This is a genomic window from Enterovibrio calviensis DSM 14347, assembly GCF_000621165.1.
GTDB lineage: Bacteria > Pseudomonadota > Gammaproteobacteria > Enterobacterales > Vibrionaceae > Enterovibrio > Enterovibrio calviensis.
Genome location: NZ_JHZA01000008.1, coordinates 128,089 through 146,149, shown reverse-complemented (window position 1 = coordinate 146,149; position 18,061 = coordinate 128,089). Strand labels below are relative to the sequence as shown.

Here is an 18,061-nt window from a genome sequence, read left to right as displayed (position 1 = left end):
ATAATCACCCCAGCTAAAGTGGCCTCATAAGGGTGTTGATGCGAGCATTTGGTATGTCATGAGAGACACGACGAAGTGCTATTTATGCAGTGTTTTAAATGGTCTTGCCGTGCACAGAGCAGTCATGAGAGTAGGGCGGAAAAGGTTGCGGGGTAAAAGAGTGGCCATCCTAGGACGTTGAAGCGCAATATGGGAGGGTTCAAAAACAAAAAGAGCGAACATATGTTCGCTCTTTAAAATGTCGACCTTCGGGCAGCAAAAAGATTGTAGTAACGCTATTTTATTTTAGGGCTTCGTTTTCTACTGGAACAATTTCACTAGCGTGATAGCCTTTCGGACCTTCTTGCACTTCATAATTCACGGTTTGACCCGCTTTCAAAGTGCGATAACCATCCATCTGTATCGTCGAGTAGTGCGCAAAAATATCTCCGTCACCTTCGTCAGGGCAGATGAAACCAAACCCTTTAGCATTGTTAAACCATTTAACTGTACCAGTTGCCATGCGAAACATCCCTCTTGCATTCAAATTGCATAACTATGAGTAAAACCAACATTTGCAATCATGTTACTCAATCGTAATTGATGCTGTATGTTTTTACTTCAATTCCCACTCTAGTAGAAAGATTTAGACAGTCAAGCCTCTTAAAGCCTATATAACAACATTTTAATAAAAATAACCAGCGATGTTACGGAAGGATGATGTGAGTATCATTTTGGTAGGAACTGTTTCATAAATATATTCATATTTCATTGGTGAGACTTTTGGTTGCCCAATTTATTTACAACCTCATCAGTTGTAAACACAATGATATGCCTGATGTTGACTGCTGGAAGTGGTTATATTCCATTGAAAGTTATGGTTATTGACATGGTTATCAGTCTTGGTGAATTAATTGTAAGATACACCTACTTTTATATATTGCCTGAGTGAATAACTTACGCCTGACCATTAACGACGAAAATTAACTTTATAACAAATAAGACAATACTCCTTTTATGAGACGTTTTTTCTACCTATGTTTTGTATGGAATTTTTGACACAAGCGATTGCATATGTGTTGATGTGCTTTGGATGACAAATCGTGAATCACAACGTTGCAATGTTGGGGCTGTGACCTCATATTGGGTAGGGCAGGCTGAAATTCAGCAAGTAGGTTCTGGCAACGTAGTATTGTTTTGGTTGCTGGAATACAATCTGTGGATTACGTTTTAAGTAGTGGTAGCAAATCTTGTGTTTGATATCTCAATCTGCAAACCTGACGTATAAAACATTGTTTTGTAAAGAACACTTGAGCTACCTTAAAGATTGTAAGCAGTTATGAGCAAAAAGTACGAATGGATAGTTCCGGATTCAGATGTAAAAGAAGCGGAAGAAACCAAAGTAAAACCACCATCCTTATATAAAGTGATGTTGAATAACGATGACTACACCCCCATGGAGTTTGTTGTAGACGTGTTACAACGGTTTTTCTCCATGGACATAGAGAGAGCAACACAGTTGATGTTGGCTGTGCATTACGAAGGAAAGGCGGTCTGCGGTGTTTTCAGTGCCGAAGTCGCTGAGATGAAAGTCGCCCAAGTAATGATGTATGCGAAAGAACATCAACACCCATTGCTGTGCACAATGGAGAAAGCCTAAGAAGGAGAACTGGTTTTTCTCCGGCACACCATAATGTGGTTTTTGAGGGAGGTGCCTTATGCTAAATAAAGAACTCGAAGCGAGCCTGAACGGGGCTTTTGCAAGAGCACGTGAAAAACGTCATGAGTTCATGACGGTAGAACATCTACTACTGGCGCTTCTGGAAAATGTGGCTGCTCGTGAAGCTTTGCTTGCGTGCCGCGCAGACCTCGATGCTTTAAGAAAAGAGCTAGAAGCATTCATCGAACAGACCACTCCGCTCATCCCCGTTGATGACGATAATCGTGAAACCCAACCGACGTTGAGTTTCCAACGTGTTCTTCAACGTGCTGTATTCCATGTTCAGTCTTCTGGTCGAAGTGAAGTAAGTGGTGCGAATGTCCTTGTAGCTATTTTTAGCGAGCAGGAATCGCACGCGGCTTACTTGCTCAAGAAGAATGACATTAGTCGACTTGATGTCGTTAACTACATTTCACACGGTACAACGAAATCGTCTAACAATGATGAAGAATTGCCGGGTGCTGATCTCTCCTCTGAAGAAGCTGCGGTGGAAGGAGGCGAAGAACGCCTTGAGAACTTCGCTACTAACTTAAACCAACTTGCCCGTGTCGGTGGTATCGATCCGCTGATTGGACGCGACAAGGAGCTTGAGCGAACGATTCAGGTGCTTTGTCGTCGCCGTAAAAATAACCCATTGCTAGTGGGGGAAGCGGGTGTGGGTAAAACTGCAATCGCTGAAGGGCTTGCTTGGCGCATTGTTGAAGGTGAAGTACCTGAAATTATTCAGAACTGCGTCATCTACTCACTAGACATCGGCTCGTTACTCGCGGGTACGAAATACCGCGGTGATTTTGAAAAGCGCTTCAAAGGCATTTTGAAACAGCTTGAAAAAGAAGAACACGCCGTTCTATTTATTGATGAGATCCATACCATTATTGGTGCGGGAGCTGCATCTGGCGGTCAAGTTGACGCTGCAAATCTCATCAAGCCATTGCTATCGAGCGGTAAACTGCGCTGCATTGGCTCTACGACCTATCAGGAATACAGCAGTATTTTTGAAAAAGAGCGTGCGTTAGCCCGTCGTTTCCAAAAAATCGATGTTATTGAGCCTTCGCTGGATGACACTACGAAGATTTTGATGGGCTTGAAACCTAAATACGAAGCGCATCATGAGGTTCGCTACACTACCAAAGCGATTCGTGCGGCTGTCGAGCTGTCGGCGAAGTACATCAATGACCGCCATCTACCTGACAAAGCTATTGATGTTATCGATGAGGCTGGTGCACGTTGTCGTTTGGCGCCTGCGAATAAGCGCAAGAAAACGGTCGGCGTTGGCGATATCGAAAACATGATCGCTAAGATGGCTCGTATTCCCGAGAAGTCAGTATCTTCGACGGATAGAGAAGTGCTTAAGTCACTCGAACAGAAGTTGAAGATGCTGGTCTTTGGACAAGACGATGCGATTGGCGCGCTATGTGAAGCGATTAAGCTTAGCCGTGCAGGTCTTGGCGCTGAAAACAAACCTGTGGGTTCATTCTTGTTTGCTGGCCCAACAGGGGTAGGTAAAACAGAAGTGACGGTGCAGCTGGCGCGTGCAATGGGCATTGAGCTTCAACGCTTTGATATGTCCGAGTACATGGAGCGTCACACGGTAAGCCGTTTGATCGGTGCACCTCCAGGCTACGTGGGCTATGACCAAGGTGGCTTGCTGACCGATGCAGTGATTAAGCATCCGCATAGTGTTGTTCTTCTTGATGAGATTGAGAAAGCTCACCCAGATGTATTCAACCTGCTTCTTCAAGTTATGGATAACGGTACGCTCACAGACAACAATGGTCGTAAGGCGGATTTCCGTAATGTGATCCTTGTAATGACAACCAATGCTGGCGTGACGGAAACCGTGCGCAAGTCTATTGGTTTGATTCAGCAAGATCATAGCCATGATGCGATAGCTGAAATTAAGAAGGTATTCTCACCAGAATTCCGAAACCGCCTTGATAACATCATATGGTTTAACCATCTCGACAAAGACGTCATTCTTCAAGTGGTGGATAAATTTGTTGTTGAGCTTCAGGCGCAATTGGATGTTCGTGGCGTGTCGCTAGAAGTGACGGATAAAGCGAAGCTTTGGTTGGCTGAGAAAGGCTACGACAAGTCAATGGGCGCTCGTCCAATGGCTCGTGTGATGCAAGAGCATGTTAAGAAAAACCTAGCAAATGAACTACTGTTTGGCTGCTTGGTGAATGGTGGCACGGTGAAAGTGGATCTGAAAAATGATGCGCTGACATTTAGCTTCAGTGATGAAATGGAGCCGGCGTAATCGTCGGCTACACATTTCACGATTAATCACGATTCACAAATGACAAAACCCGGCCTATGGCCGGGTTTTTCGTGTTCGCGAGACGTGAGGATTAGCGCGCGCGGAAGATAATGCGTCCTTTCGACAAGTCGTAAGGAGTCATTTCAACGGTAACTTTGTCACCAGTCAGGATACGGATGTAGTTTTTGCGCATCTTACCAGAGATGTGAGCAGTGACTACGTGGCCGTTCTCTAGTTCTACGCGAAACATGGTGTTTGGCAGGGTGTCCAGTACGGTACCTTGCAATTCAATTACGTCTTCTTTTGCCATTTAATCCTCTTAGGCTATCAATCAGCCATTTTTTGACTGGCAGATAATGCCTTGATTCGTTAAGTCTGTAAAGTTCAGGGCGGAAATTTTACCCCTTTGCACCCTCACTGACTAGTAAAAATCAGCGATTGGTTAAGGTTTGCCCCAAATAGTTAGTGGTTTGGACGCAAAATAGCAGGCCTGAGTGAGTGGAGAATGTCATTTGTGTTGCTTCATTGTTCTGACGTTTTCCATTCCCCTGCAATGAAGCGCTCATTTGGTGTGAATTTCTGCTTATATCGCATAGCAGGGCAATCATCGATTTGAAAGCCGAGATAAAGCCAAGGAATGTTTTGCTGTTTTGCTGATTGAATTTGAGCAAGAACACACAGTGAGCCCAAAGACCAAGGGTGGTCGGGTTCGAAAAAGCTGTAAATGGCGCTATAACCCTGATCGAGGACATCCGTCACCGCAATGGCGATCAGCGTGTTTTCATCAAAGAGGTGGATATATTTAGAGTGCTGCCAACCGCTTTGTACAAACGAGAGAAAGTCTTGTTTGTTTGCCGGATACATCGAACCGTTCTGGTGGCGTTGATTGATATAGCGTTCATAAAGTTCAAACCAACTGTCGTCTAAGGTATCTTGAATTTTGATATTCAAACGGTTGAGCTGATTGAGTTGCCGCTTCTGACTTTTTGAAGGAGTGAATGCGGCAGTATCGACGCGAAGCGAATGGCAAGCTGTGCATTCAGCACAATGAGGTCGATAGATGTTATCGCCGCTTCGACGAAACCCAGATTGAATGAGTGCATCGTAACTGGGCATGTTATGCAATTCAGCATCGAGAACGACGGCGACCGATTCTTGGCGTTCCGGTAAGTAGGAGCAAGGCGAGGGTGGCATGACACCAATTCGAAATGAACGTGTCGCTTTATGCATGGGTTGCACCATCAATCCATTGAGATTGAAACAGAGAAGCATCGGTCATTCGATGTTTGAGTTGATCGAGTTTTCGAATGAAATCAGGTCGTGATAGAGGTGTCGCGCCTAGAGTCGCAAGGTGCTCAGTCATCATCTGACAATCGATGAGTTTGCCACCGTGTTTTTTAAAGTGTTCACAGAAACGCCACAGTGCAATCTTGGACGCATTGGTTTCCAGTGAAAACATGGATTCGCCACAAAACAGTGTTCCGATACTGACACCGTATAGACCGCCTATCAATTTGTCATCTTGCCAGACTTCAACACTGTGCGCGCCACCTTGACGGTGCAGCTTTTTGTAAGCGTCTCTCATCTCTTGCGTGATCCAAACGTTATGGGCTCCTCTGATCAAGGCGCAGTGCTCAATGACGTCATCAAAACGGTAGTTCATGGAAACACGTATATTCTGCTTGCGAGCATACTTCTTTAGACTTTTGCTCGGAACAAAGGTTAACGGGTCAATAACTGCACGTTCTGACGGTGACCACCAAAGATAGGGTTCATCATCACCAAACCAAGGAAATATCCCCCGTTCGTATGCGGCTCTTAGGCGTTGTGGCGAGAGATCGCCACCAATTGCCAGCAAACCATCAGGTTCTTCAAGTGCGGTGGTGACAGATGGGAAATCCTCCGGATCATTCTCATCTAATGGTGGTAGATAAATGGTCATAACTACTCGTTAGTTTTGATTGTATTCGTGCTGTAGTGGAAAAAAGAGAGCCGTTGCTCTCTTTTTCCTAATTATAGATTGACTATATCCAAGCATCGTCAGGTTGCTTGTGAATTCACAGGCTCACTACTGAATACGCTGGAGCAGCTTCGAATAACGTCCGCCAGCCGCTTTCAACGTTTGGTGACTGCCTTGCTCAATGATCTGCCCTTCGTCCATCAAACACACGGTATCCATCTGTGTGAGTCCAACCAAGCGGTGAGTAATGAACAATACAGTTTTGCCTTTGGCATGCTCAAGAAGCAAAGACAGAATATGTTGCTCAGTTTTTACATCAAGCCCTTCGGTTGGTTCATCCAACAGTAAAATCGGCGCATCACGTAACAAAGCACGAGCGATCCCAATACGGCGGCGTTCACCGCCAGATAACTGACGACCACCATCGCCTAACCAAACATCTAACCCTGGGCCATCAAGCAGATCAGAGAGTCCAACTTGTTCAATCACGGCTATCAGTTCAGCGTCAGTGGCGGTAGGCTTCGCCATTGATAGATTATTGCGCAATGCGCCGTTAAAAATATCTACGCGCTGACTGACGACGGCGATTGAGCTTCTTAGTGCCGATTCTCTCCATGCAGTCAGTGGCTGGCCATCAATTTCAATCACACCTTGTGACGGATCCCATGAACGGGTTAGTAGCTGTATCAGGGTTGATTTTCCGCAACCAGTGCGCCCCAAGAGTGCAACTTTCTCACCTGCTTTGATAGTTAATGAAACGCCATCAATAGCAGGCTTGTCAGCATCATGATAGGTGTAGCTAACGTTATTGAAACTGATGTCACCTTTGGCTGTGTTGTTATAACCGGTCGGATCGAATACCGTCTCTGGCGTTGCTTCAATGATTTCGTTAAGTCGCTTTGCTGATGTCATTGTTTGGCTTAAATACTGAAAAGCACCAGCAACGGGCATCATCAATTCAAAGCTGGCCATGGTTGTAAATGCCACCATTGCAACCATTGGATTCGGAAATTCCCCACCAACACCGTCAGCGGCGATCCAAAGCATCAACACCAAGGTTAATCCATTTGCTGCGAGCAACATGCCATTGGCTAGACCAGTGACGCCTGCCATGCGACGTTGGGCGGCGAGAAGGCGAGCTTCTGCATCATGAGCACGTTCACGGTATCTATCCGCTGCACCAAAAATCTGTAGTTCAGCGTGGCCTTGAAGCCAATCTAACAGTGAGACACGAAGTTCCGATTTTGCACGTGTGATCCCAACGCCATGTGGTTCACCGAGGCGGTAGAAAATCACAGGGAGGATAAGCATGAGCGATAAGAGTATCAGGCCCAGTGTTATACCCAGCGTTGGGTCAAACCAATAAAGGAAGCCACTTACACAAAATATACCCAGTACACCGACAAATAGAGGGCTGATCAAGCGTAAATAGACATGATCCATGGCGTCAACATCGGCCACTAAGCGGTTGAGGATGTCAGCATCACGTAAGTTGCCGACTTTGCCCGGAATCAACGGCGTGAGTTTTTCAAAGAAGAAAATTCGCAGATCGGCTAATAGCTTGAATGTGGCATTGTGGCTGACAACGCGCTCACCCCAGCGTCCAGCGGTGCGAGCTATAGAAAATCCGCGAACGCCCGCAGCGGGTAACATGTAGTTAAAGTTGGTAGCGGCAGCAAGACCGGCAACCGCTGACGCAGCGATAAACCAACCCGATAACGTCAGTAGGCTGATTGCAGATGCCAGCGTCGCAAAGGACAACAGCATGCCCAGCGATAGGCCAAACCAATGTTTTTTGTAAAGCCTAAGAAACGGAATGAGATCACGCATCAAGGTCACTCCTGTCTACAGCTTGGATCATTTCAGAAAATAGCCCTTCGTTCTTGAGCGTGTCGAAGGTGCCTTGTTGTACCAGCTTACCTTTGCTCATGACTAGAATATTGTCAGACGTTGCCAGCTGGTCGATGCGGTGGCTTACCAGCAATGTGGTGGTGTCTTTGGTTGCTTTGTCTAAGCTTTCCATCACCAATCGTTCACTGGACGCGTCCAAGCTTGCCGTAGGCTCATCCAATAGCCAGAACCGTCCATCTTGTAGCAATGCGCGAGCGACTGCTATCCGTTGAGCTTGTCCGACGGACAAGCCGCTTGAACGATCACCAACGGAATGCATATAGCCTTGGTCTAGACGCTGAATAAATTCATTGGCGTGCGCCGCTTGGGCAACGCGCTGGATTTGTTCCTCTGTCGCTAAAGGAGATGACAAGCAAATGTTGTCTTTGATGCTGCCGTGGAAAAGCTGCGGGTTTTGTCCAACCCAACTGACTTGTTTGCGCCAATGTGATAAATCGGCATCTTGCAGTTCAGTGCCATTGATAACGAGGCTACCGCGATAAGGCAGGAACCCGAGAATGGCATTGATGAGGCTCGTTTTCCCCGCACCACTTTGGCCGACCAACGCGACTCGCTCACCAGATTTAATTTTAAATGTGAGTGGACCAGCGAGAACGACACCATCTGGGCTGAGTACTTCGAGATCTGTTGCACTGATCTCGATGTTATCAGACGCGATTTTTGCCTCTCCTGACGCTTGATGCTCAGGTTGTGCATCGAGGAAATTAACAATGGATTCCGCCGCGCCAATGGCTTGTGCTTTGGCGTGATAGTAAGTGCCGAGATCTCGCAATGGCTGATAAAACTCAGGAGCAAGAACCAGCACAAATACGCCAATAAATAGCGAGATGCCTAAACCATAATGGCCAAAGTTCAGTTCGCCAATGTAGCTAAAGCCGAAGTAAACAGCCGTGATTGCGATGGATAGCGAGGTGAAGAACTCAAGCACAGCTGACGAAAGAAACGCTAAGCGCAGCACTTCCATCGTGCGCTTACGAAAGTCCTCAGAGGCGACTTTCAAATGCCTGCTTTCCGCATCCGCTTGGTCAAACAATCGAATGGTTGCCAGGCCGCGAAGGCGATCATAAAAATGCCCAGAGAGGCGCTGTAGTGCCTTAAAGTTTCGTCTGTTCGCATCCGCCGCGCCCATACCAACGAGAGCCATGAAAAAAGGCACCAGTGGAGCGGTCAGCAAGAAAATCAGTCCAGCAGCCCAGTTGAGCGGAAAGACGACAACCAAAATCACCAAGGGGATTAACCCAGCAATGGCCATTTGGGGTAGATAGCGAGCAAAGAAATCCTGCATTTCTTCTACTTGCTCAAGCACCAAGCTCGCCCATGTGCCAGCAGGCTTTCCTTGAATGGTGGCAGGGCCTAGTGTTTGTAGTTTATCAAGGACGAGATGACGAATATGAAGGCGAACGGCTTCACCAGCGCGATAACCCGCTTGCTCTTTACCCCAACTGCACATTGCGCGAAGGCAAACGATAATGGCCAGTCCTACGAATGACAGCCAGATATCGGATTTGTCGGTTTTCTCAATGATGAGTTCATGAAGAATATTTGCGAGTAGCGCGGCTTGGGCGATCAAAAATAAACCGGACAAAAATGCCAATCCGATTGCAGTTACGAGCCAAGTTTTGCCAAGCTTGCTTTGTCCTTTTAGCCACTGGACGAGCGAGCGTTGTTTCTTTTTATCCATATTACTTCTTGGTTTTTTTATTCCACGGTGTTTCGAGTAGTCAATACAGCAATAATGACAATGTGGATGATAGGAAGGCTGAATTGGCAAAAATATAGGCCCATCATTGGGCCTAAAAACGTGAGTGACTGTTAGCTTTCTTTCGCGTCTAGAAAACGCTCTGCATCCAATGCGGCCATACAACCAGTGCCCGCAGATGTGATGGCTTGACGATAGATATGATCCATAACATCACCAGCGGCAAAAACGCCTTCTACGCTAGTTTGTGTGGCGTTACCTTCAAGGCCAGATTGCACTTTGATGTAGCCGTTGTGCATCTCAAGTTGACCTTCAAAGATGCCGGTGTTCGGTTTGTGACCGATAGCCACGAACAAGCCCATCACGTCCAAATCTTCGGTTGCGTCAGATTGGGTTTCCTTGATGCGAACACCTGTTACGCCCATTTCATCGCCCAACACTTCGTCAAGAACACGGTCAGTGTGCAGAACAATATTGCCATTCTCGACTTTGTCCATCAGACGGCTAACCAGAATCTTTTCTGCACGGAATGTGTCACGGCGGTGGATAAGGTGAACTTCTGACGCGATGTTTGACAGATAAAGTGCTTCTTCAACAGCCGTGTTACCGCCGCCAATCACAGCGACTTTTTGGTTACGGTAGAAGAAACCGTCACAGGTTGCACACGCAGAAACACCACGACCTTTGAAGTTTTCTTCAGACTCCATACCCAGATACTGAGCAGAAGCACCTGTTGCGATAATTAACGCATCACAGGTGTATTCAGCATTGTCGCCTTTCAGGCGGAAAGGACGTTGAGTGAGGTCTGTTTCATTGATGTGGTCGAAAATGATTTCGGTATCAAATTTTTCGGCATGCTCTTTCATGCGTTCCATCAGAGCAGGGCCCGTTAAACCCTCTGCATCACCCGGCCAGTTTTCCACTTCTGTTGTCGTGGTGAGCTGTCCGCCCTGTTGTAAGCCAGTAACCATAACAGGCTTAAGGTTAGCGCGAGCAGCATAGACTGCAGCAGTATATCCTGCTGGACCTGAACCTAAGATAAGAAGGCTTGAATGCTTTACGTTGCTCATTATTTCTCCGGATGGATTGAGTGTTATCTAATGAGAGAGATTGTAGGGAAAATGTGTTGGTAAAGAAAGAGCACCATGCGGTGCCCTTCATTGATTTATGTTATCTCATATTACGCTTTGTTCGATTGTGGTTTATGAGATAGCCGAGCGAGCGTCGAGGTAGTCAAGATCAAACGCTTCAGCGACTTCTTTGATTGTCACTTTGCCGTCAATCACGTTCAGGCCTTTTAGTAAGCCCTCGTCACTGAGCAACGCATCGCGGTAACCCATATTTGCCAGTTTCACGATATAAGGAAGGGTGGCATTGTTTAATGCGAACGTTGAAGTGCGCGCCACTGCGCCTGGCATGTTGGCGACACAGTAGTGAACCACATCATCAACAATATAAGTTGGCTCTGCATGCGTGGTGGCATGTGAGGTTTCAAAGCAACCGCCTTGGTCAATAGCGACATCGACAACGGCAGCGCCCGGTTTCATACGTTTGATGTGACCAGCGTTTACCAACTTTGGTGCTGCTGCACCAGGGATCAGCACTGCTCCGATGACCAAATCTGCGGCGAGAACGTGTTTTTCAAGAATTTCTTCTGTTGAATAGAGGACTTTTGCACGGCCCTGAAACTCTTCATCTAGCGCTCTCAGCGTATCAATATTGCGATCCAAAATAGAAACATCAGCGCGCATACCAACCGCCATTCGGGCTGCATTTGAGCCAACGACGCCGCCGCCTAAGACCACAATTTTCGCGGGTTCAACGCCAGGAACACCACCAAGCAGCATGCCAGCACCGCCACGAGATTTCTCCAATGCTTGTGCGCCAGCTTGAATAGACATGCGTCCAGCGACTTCAGACATCGGCGCCAAAAGTGGCAATCTACCTTTAGAATCTGTTACGGTTTCATAGGCTATACAGACAGCTTTGCTCTTGATAAGGTCTTGTGTCTGTGGAAAATCTGGTGCAAGGTGCAAATAGGTAAACAATATCTGCCCTTCGCGAAGCATGGCTCTTTCAACAGCCTGCGGCTCTTTAACTTTGACAATCATTTCAGCAGTGGCAAACACTTCTTCCGCGCTCGGAAGAATAGAAGCCCCAGCGTTGACGTAGTCTTCATCGCTGAAGCCGATCCCCATTCCCGCCTGTGACTGAACGTGCACAGAATGGCCATGGGAAACGAGCTCGCGTACGCTGGCAGGCACCATGCCGACACGGTATTCATGGTTCTTTATCTCTTTAGGTACACCAATGATCATCCTGATTCCTCTCTTCAATCTAGAGTTATTAGCTGTTGTTTTGTAGTATTGTTGTATTTAGAGCTAGTATAGTTCGCAAAAAGACGGATTTGATGCTAAAAAAATAAGTTATGTTAACGAAAATGGCATTTTACATTGCAAGGAAGTAATAAGGTGGAATAAAAAATGGTTGACGCCAAAAAGAAACCCTCCAAGGAATTGGATCGCATTGACAGAAATATCCTTAATGAACTGCAAAAAGACGGTCGCGTTTCAAACGTTGAACTATCTAAGCGCGTGGGACTGTCGCCAACCCCTTGTCTAGAACGTGTTCGTCGTTTAGAGAGACAAGGCTATATCAGCGGTTATACCGCATTGTTGAACCCTCAGTTTCTCGATGCATCACTGCTGGTATTTGTTGAAATCACACTTAATCGTGGCGCACCGGATGTGTTTGAACAGTTTAACAAGGCCGTTCAACAGCTCGAAGACATCCAAGAGTGTCACCTCGTATCTGGTGATTTCGACTACCTGCTGAAGACCCGTGTGTCGGACATGTCGGCATACCGTAAGTTGTTGGGTGAAACGTTACTTCGTTTACCAGGCGTAAACGACACTCGAACTTATGTGGTCATGGAAGAAGTGAAGCAAACTAACCATTTGGTCATCAAAACGCGTTAAAAAGCTCACACCCTTCGAACAAAGAGCGCTTACATTAGTGTTATATTCTACAAACCGAGTAGCTTGCTGCTCGGTTTGTTTTTTTGTTTGGTGTACACTTTTGCAAGTAAAGGGCGTTGAAAGAGGAAATACGTACATTTCTTCCTCCGAGCCTTCGGCAAATAATGAATAATTAAATACCCAAACAACCTGAAGATGCAGGATTCAGCGAGCTTGACTGACGTTATGATTAAGGCGTCCCTTTGCCGATGTAGTGAGCTCCAAAAAAAAAGGTGATCTCCGTCAAAAAGGGATAACACCGAGCATGGCGTCAGTAAACTCGCCCGAAGGGAGGCCTTCAGTGGTCCACTTCATCGTTAAATTCCTGTGAAATAGAATGACTATTCCTACAAGAATTTGCCTTGAACTGAACGCACTGATGGCCTCTGAAATCGAGCATCTTCAGGTTGGTTGGGTATAAAGCCATAACGCTCATTCTTGGGGCATAAATTTTGAAAGATAGGTGATAATGGAGTTCTTCTTGCGTCAGGAGCAGAAACAGACAGACACCTCACGTCGTTTAAATGGAAAACAACGTTTGAAAGAGAGCGCATTGATTCTTGCGTTGTTGTCTGCTGTGTTCATGCTAGTTTCCCTTCTTAGCTACGATTCTTCCGATCCGTCATGGTCACAAACCGCTTGGGATGGTCCTGTGCAAAATGCAGCAGGCAGCGCAGGAGCTTGGGTCGCGGATACCTTCTTTTTTGCACTTGGCACATTGGCTTACCCGATGCCATTTTTGCTTTTATTGGCAGGATGGGTCGTGTTTCGTCGCAGAGGTGAAAGCGAGCCTCTCAATTACACTATTCTTGCAACCAAAATTCTGGGTGTCGTTTTACTGCTGCTCACCAGTAGCGGTTTGGCAGACCTGAACTTTGATGATTTCTGGTACTTCTCTTCAGGCGGTGTGGTTGGTGATGTGCTTACTGCGCTTTCCTTGCCGTTGTTTAATGTGCTGGGTACCACGTTGGTACTGATGTTTCTGTGGGCGGCGGGTTTTACGCTGTTTACGGGCATTTCATGGTTAACGATTGTCGATACGCTGGGTGAGAAAACCCTATCGGCCATCACTTGGATTGTGAATCGAGCACGTGGTGACAAGCCTCAAACCTTGGGTGCGACGGTTGATACGTCGGATGCAGATAACGCTGACATAGACCTGACCGATCCCTTATTCTCGTCATCTTCTCATGGTGATGCTGACGATCTCGAGTTGACGGACATCGCGGCACTGAGCAAGGTTCAGCGTGTAGATGAGAGAGCAGGTAGCAACGCCCGCGCTGATAAACCGGTAATACATACGCCAGCCCCTGTCATTGTTGAGCGTAAAGAACCTGTTCTAAACACTGACTTTGGAACGGGGCAGGACATTGCACCTGAACCTGAATTCATTCCCATTGACAATGATCTGCCCATTGAAAATGTCTCTGACATTATTGATGACGTACCTGCCTATTTTGAAGAGGGCAGGGAGGCAAACATCGAGCATGACGATGTGCTAATGATGGACACGCCAGCAGTGAATGAGCCTGTTGAGCCAGTGGACGACGCACCTCCTTTTGATATCGATGAAAGAGAAATTGCCCACGAGAGCGACACTGCTTTTGATGTAGATAACCACGAGCTGGATGATGAGCCGAGACATGATATTGCCATTGGCAATACAGACGGTTTGTCAGAGCTTGACCGTGCTCAAGCAACATCTGTGATTCCCGATGATGATGACCCATTCATGGAAACTATCCGCGAAGCTCAGAAAAATGCGGCGGGGGCATTGCATCCTTTCTTAGTGAAAGACGAACCAAACTTACCAAAACCTGCAGAACCGTTGCCGACGTTAGATTTGTTGGATCCACCGCGTAATACCGCCACGCGCGCAACAGACGAAGAACTTCAATACCAAGCGCAGTTAATTGAAACACGCTTGGAAGAATACAAAATCAAAGTCACGGTGAAGGGGATTTTCCCTGGGCCTGTGATCACGCGATTTGAGCTTGAATTAGCACCTGGCGTGAAGGTAAGCCGCATTATGGGGCTTTCAAAAGACATTGCTCGCTCGCTATCAACAAGTGCGGTGCGAGTTGTCGATGTTATCCCAGGTAAACCCTACATTGGCCTTGAGCTCCCAAATAACAGCCGTGAAACCGTGTTTATGTCTGACGTGGTAGCGAGTGAACGCTTCCAAAGTTCAAAATCGCCACTTTCTGTGGTGTTGGGTAAAGACATTGCTGGCGAAGCCATTGTGACCGATTTGGCGAAAGCCCCGCACATGCTGGTTGCAGGTACCACAGGTTCGGGTAAGTCGGTGGGCGTTAACGTCATGATTGTCAGCATGCTGTATAAAGCAGGCCCAGAAGATGTTCGCTTTATCATGATCGACCCGAAAATGTTGGAGCTTTCTGTCTACGAAGGCATACCGCACTTGCTGACCGAAGTGGTTACTGACATGAAAGACGCAGGCAATGCGCTGCGTTGGTGTGTGGCCGAAATGGAACGTCGTTATAAACTTATGTCCATGCTCGGTGTCAGAAACATTGCGGGCTTTAATGACAAAGTCAAAGAAGCTGCCGATGCTAATCATCCTATTCCTGATCCACTTTGGAGCCCAGGGGACAGCATGGATGAAACCGCACCATCGTTGGAAAAACTGCCTTATATCGTCGTCATCGTTGATGAATTCGCCGATTTGATGATGGTGGTAGGCAAAAAAGTGGAAGAACTCATTGCTCGTTTGGCGCAAAAAGCGCGAGCGGCGGGTATTCACCTAGTGCTCGCTACGCAGCGCCCATCAGTGGATGTGATTACTGGTTTGATTAAAGCGAATATTCCAACACGCATGGCGTTTACGGTTTCCACCAAAACCGATTCACGCACCATTTTGGACCAAGGCGGCGCTGAATCCCTGCTAGGCATGGGTGACATGTTATTTATGCCAAACGGTTCGAATCACCCTGCACGCGTGCATGGCGCGTTTGTGAATGATGACGAAGTACACCGCGTTGTAAGTAACTGGAAAGCGCGCGGGAAACCGCAGTACATCACCGACATTACCAATGGTGATCAAGGCTCTGAAGGGTTATTACCCGGGGAAGCGGCCAGCGCGGGTGATGGAGAAGAACTTGATCAGCTGTTTGATCAGGTGGTTGAATTTGTGACTGAGTCTCGCAGAGCGTCAGTCTCTGGTGTGCAGCGTCGTTTTAAGATTGGCTACAACCGAGCGGCACGCATTGTCGAACAGTTGGAAGTTCAAGGCATTGTTAGCGCACCGGGTCATAACTCAAATCGTGAGGTGTTGGCTCCGCCACCACCGCCAAGAGATTAATCGGAAACCATAAATGAAAAAGATGATGTTGATGTCTTTGCTGCTGGTGGCACCAGCAGTATTTGCAACACCGCAACAAGAACTGAATACCCGTTTGGCAAAACTAAACAGCTTCACTGCGAACTTTGAACAAATTGTCACCAGCCCTGATGGCGAGGTCATTAGCGAAGGTGAAGGTACGCTAGCCATGAAGCGTCCCAATCTTTTCAATTGGGAAACCGTGATGCCAGATGAAAATGTTCTGGTATCAGACGGTAAAACCTTATGGTATTACAGCCCGTTTATTGAACAAGTGACGGCTATGTGGTTAGAAGACGCGACGTCACAAACCCCGTTTGTGTTGCTGACGCGCAATGATCCGAAAGACTGGGGCAACTACAACGTCAAGCAAGATGGGAACACTTTTGTTCTGTCACCAAAGCAAACTGGAAACTTGGGTGAGTTTGTTGTTGATGTTCAACCAGATGGACGAATTTCACAATTTGCTGTGGTTGAGCAAGACGGACAAACCAGCCGTTTTGCCTTAGAGAACGTTAAGAATGTATTACCAAGTGATTCGCTCTTCCGTTTCACCGTTCCTGACGGTGTCGAGTTGGACGACCAGCGCCAATAAAAAAATAAACGCCTACCAATGAGCGAGCTTTTGCCCTCGCTAAATATCACTATCATGCGAGGTGTTTGACTTAGTCATGCTAAGTTAACACCTTGCCCCCCAAACCGAGAGTCCTGCTTGTGAGTAATTTCAGTCTGGAATTTGCGGACGATTTTCGCCCTCTTGCTGCACGCATGCGTCCGACGAATCTTTCCGAATACATTGGTCAAAAACACCTTTTGAGCGAAGGGAAACCCCTGCGTCGCGCATTGGAAAGTGGGCAACTGCACTCCATGATTTTGTGGGGGCCACCGGGCACAGGCAAAACAACGCTGGCAGAAGTGGCGGCGGGCTATGCCGATGCCGAAATTGAGCGTGTGTCGGCAGTAACGTCTGGCGTGAAAGATATTCGTATCGCCATAGATAAAGCGCGCGAAAACAAATTGGTGGGACGAAGAACCATTCTGTTTGTTGACGAAGTCCATCGGTTTAACAAAAGCCAACAAGATGCGTTTCTACCCCATATTGAAGACGGCACTGTGACGTTTATTGGTGCGACAACGGAAAACCCTTCGTTTGAACTCAACAATGCACTGTTGTCACGAGCGCGTGTTTACAAGCTTAAATCACTCGACAGAGAAGACATTCTTGAGGTGATTGAACAGGCGTTGACGGACAAAACCCGAGGTTTGGGCGGCGATGATCTCGTATTCCCTGAGGATGTTAAAGAGCACCTTGCGAACTTCACCTCGGGTGATGCAAGGATGACGCTCAATTATCTCGAAATGCTTTCAGACATGGTCGAAGCGGACGATAACGGCGATAAGCGCATTACTCTAGAACTTCTGGCCGAAGTGGCAGGAGAGAAGATTGCACGATTCGATAACAAGGGCGACCTATGGTACGACTTGATCTCGGCGTTTCACAAATCGGTTCGTGGTTCAGATCCTGACGCTGCATTGTATTGGTATGCCCGTATTATTACCGCGGGAGGCGATCCTTTGTATGTCGCAAGGCGACTACTTGCTATCGCCTCCGAAGATGTAGGTAATGCGGATCCGAGAGCGATGCAGGTTGCGATCAGTGCGTGGGATTGTTTCACGCGAGTTGGGCCATCAGAAGGTGAGCGAGCGATTGCACAGGCCACGGTTTATCTGGCTTGTGCGCCAAAAAGTAATGCTGTGTATACTGCGTGGAAGCAAGCACTTCGCGATGCGAAAATGCATCCTGATTTTGACGTCCCCAATCATCTGCGAAATGCGCCAACAAGTCTGATGAAAGATCTGGGTTATGGTGATGGTTATCGTTATGCCCACGATGAGCCAAATGCGTATGCCGCTGGGGAGAGCTATTTCCCTCAAGAAATGAAAGGCACACGATACTACGAACCCGTAAATCGTGGGCTTGAAATTAAAATCGCTGAGAAGTTGGCATTTCTTGACCAATTAGACGCAAATAGCCCCCAAAAACGCTAGGAAAAAGAGGGTATTTTGGGTATTGTTTAAGCCCTTAAGACCCCACTATTTCCGAATGAAATGTCGCTAAAGACTGGGGCAAGATCCTTTTATATTGGCGTTGTCATATTAGTGCGTGGCAGCGTT

General features: G+C 47.1%; 14 protein-coding genes. 6 read left to right on the top strand and 8 right to left on the bottom strand.

The window, feature by feature from the left end; genetic code table 11:
* Positions 1–280: 280 nt before the first annotated feature.
* On the bottom strand, positions 281–502 hold the full coding sequence (gene cspD / locus Q365_RS0107635) for a cold shock domain-containing protein CspD (RefSeq protein WP_016961514.1): 222 nt from the start codon (positions 500–502) through the stop codon (positions 281–283).
* Between the two features lie 816 nt (positions 503–1,318).
* Here cspD and clpS point away from each other — a divergent pair.
* Positions 1,319–1,639, top strand: a complete 321-nt coding sequence (gene clpS, locus Q365_RS0107630; RefSeq protein ID WP_028022785.1) for an ATP-dependent Clp protease adapter ClpS — start codon at positions 1,319–1,321, stop codon at positions 1,637–1,639.
* 58 nt (positions 1,640–1,697) lie between these two features.
* Positions 1,698–3,959, top strand: coding sequence for an ATP-dependent Clp protease ATP-binding subunit ClpA (gene clpA, locus Q365_RS0107625; RefSeq protein WP_028022784.1), 2,262 nt, complete (start codon positions 1,698–1,700; stop codon positions 3,957–3,959).
* Between the two features lie 91 nt (positions 3,960–4,050).
* Here clpA and infA read toward each other — a convergent pair whose 3' ends face one another.
* The 7 genes from infA to ald form a co-directional block, all read right to left on the bottom strand.
* Positions 4,051–4,269, bottom strand: a complete 219-nt coding sequence (gene infA / locus Q365_RS0107620; RefSeq protein WP_016961517.1) for a translation initiation factor IF-1 — start codon at positions 4,267–4,269, stop codon at positions 4,051–4,053.
* 212 nt (positions 4,270–4,481) lie between these two features.
* Positions 4,482–5,189 (bottom strand): arginyltransferase, encoded by a 708-nt coding sequence (locus tag Q365_RS0107615; RefSeq protein ID WP_028022783.1) that lies wholly within the window; start codon positions 5,187–5,189, stop codon positions 4,482–4,484.
* Positions 5,182–5,901, bottom strand: coding sequence for a leucyl/phenylalanyl-tRNA--protein transferase (aat, locus tag Q365_RS0107610; RefSeq protein WP_028022782.1), 720 nt, complete (start codon positions 5,899–5,901; stop codon positions 5,182–5,184). The genes Q365_RS0107615 and aat overlap by 8 nt, the downstream gene beginning before the upstream one ends.
* A gap of 126 nt (positions 5,902–6,027) precedes the next feature.
* Entirely contained in the window at positions 6,028–7,749 is a 1,722-nt protein-coding gene (gene cydC / locus Q365_RS0107605; protein ID WP_028022781.1) for a heme ABC transporter ATP-binding protein/permease CydC, read from the bottom strand.
* Positions 7,742–9,511 carry a heme ABC transporter permease/ATP-binding protein CydD gene (gene cydD, locus Q365_RS0107600; RefSeq protein ID WP_028022780.1) on the bottom strand — a complete coding sequence of 590 codons (1,770 nt, stop codon included), beginning with the start codon at positions 9,509–9,511 and terminating at the stop codon, positions 7,742–7,744. Before cydD ends, cydC begins: the two co-directional genes overlap by 8 nt.
* Before the next feature lie 131 nt (positions 9,512–9,642).
* Positions 9,643–10,599: a thioredoxin-disulfide reductase gene (gene trxB, locus Q365_RS0107595; protein ID WP_028022779.1), complete on the bottom strand. Its 957-nt coding sequence runs from the start codon at positions 10,597–10,599 to the stop codon at positions 9,643–9,645.
* A 132-nt stretch (positions 10,600–10,731) separates the two neighbouring features.
* Positions 10,732–11,847 carry an alanine dehydrogenase gene (gene ald, locus Q365_RS0107590; protein WP_028022778.1) on the bottom strand — a complete coding sequence of 372 codons (1,116 nt, stop codon included), beginning with the start codon at positions 11,845–11,847 and terminating at the stop codon, positions 10,732–10,734.
* 165 nt (positions 11,848–12,012) lie between these two features.
* On the opposite strand from ald, the gene lrp reads away from it, so the two are divergent.
* From lrp to Q365_RS25550, 4 genes are all read left to right on the top strand, one after another.
* Positions 12,013–12,507 (top strand): leucine-responsive transcriptional regulator Lrp, encoded by a 495-nt coding sequence (lrp, locus tag Q365_RS0107585; RefSeq protein ID WP_016961524.1) that lies wholly within the window; start codon positions 12,013–12,015, stop codon positions 12,505–12,507.
* A 508-nt stretch (positions 12,508–13,015) separates the two neighbouring features.
* Positions 13,016–15,868 (top strand): DNA translocase FtsK, encoded by a 2,853-nt coding sequence (locus Q365_RS0107580; protein ID WP_028022777.1) that lies wholly within the window; start codon positions 13,016–13,018, stop codon positions 15,866–15,868.
* A gap of 13 nt (positions 15,869–15,881) precedes the next feature.
* Complete coding sequence (gene lolA / locus Q365_RS0107575) at positions 15,882–16,481, top strand: outer membrane lipoprotein chaperone LolA (RefSeq protein ID WP_028022776.1); 600 nt, start codon at positions 15,882–15,884, stop codon at positions 16,479–16,481.
* A gap of 119 nt (positions 16,482–16,600) precedes the next feature.
* A complete protein-coding gene (locus Q365_RS25550; RefSeq protein WP_035024659.1) occupies positions 16,601–17,935 on the top strand; it encodes a replication-associated recombination protein A in 1,335 nt (444 codons plus the stop codon).
* Positions 17,936–18,061: the final 126 nt, after the last annotated feature.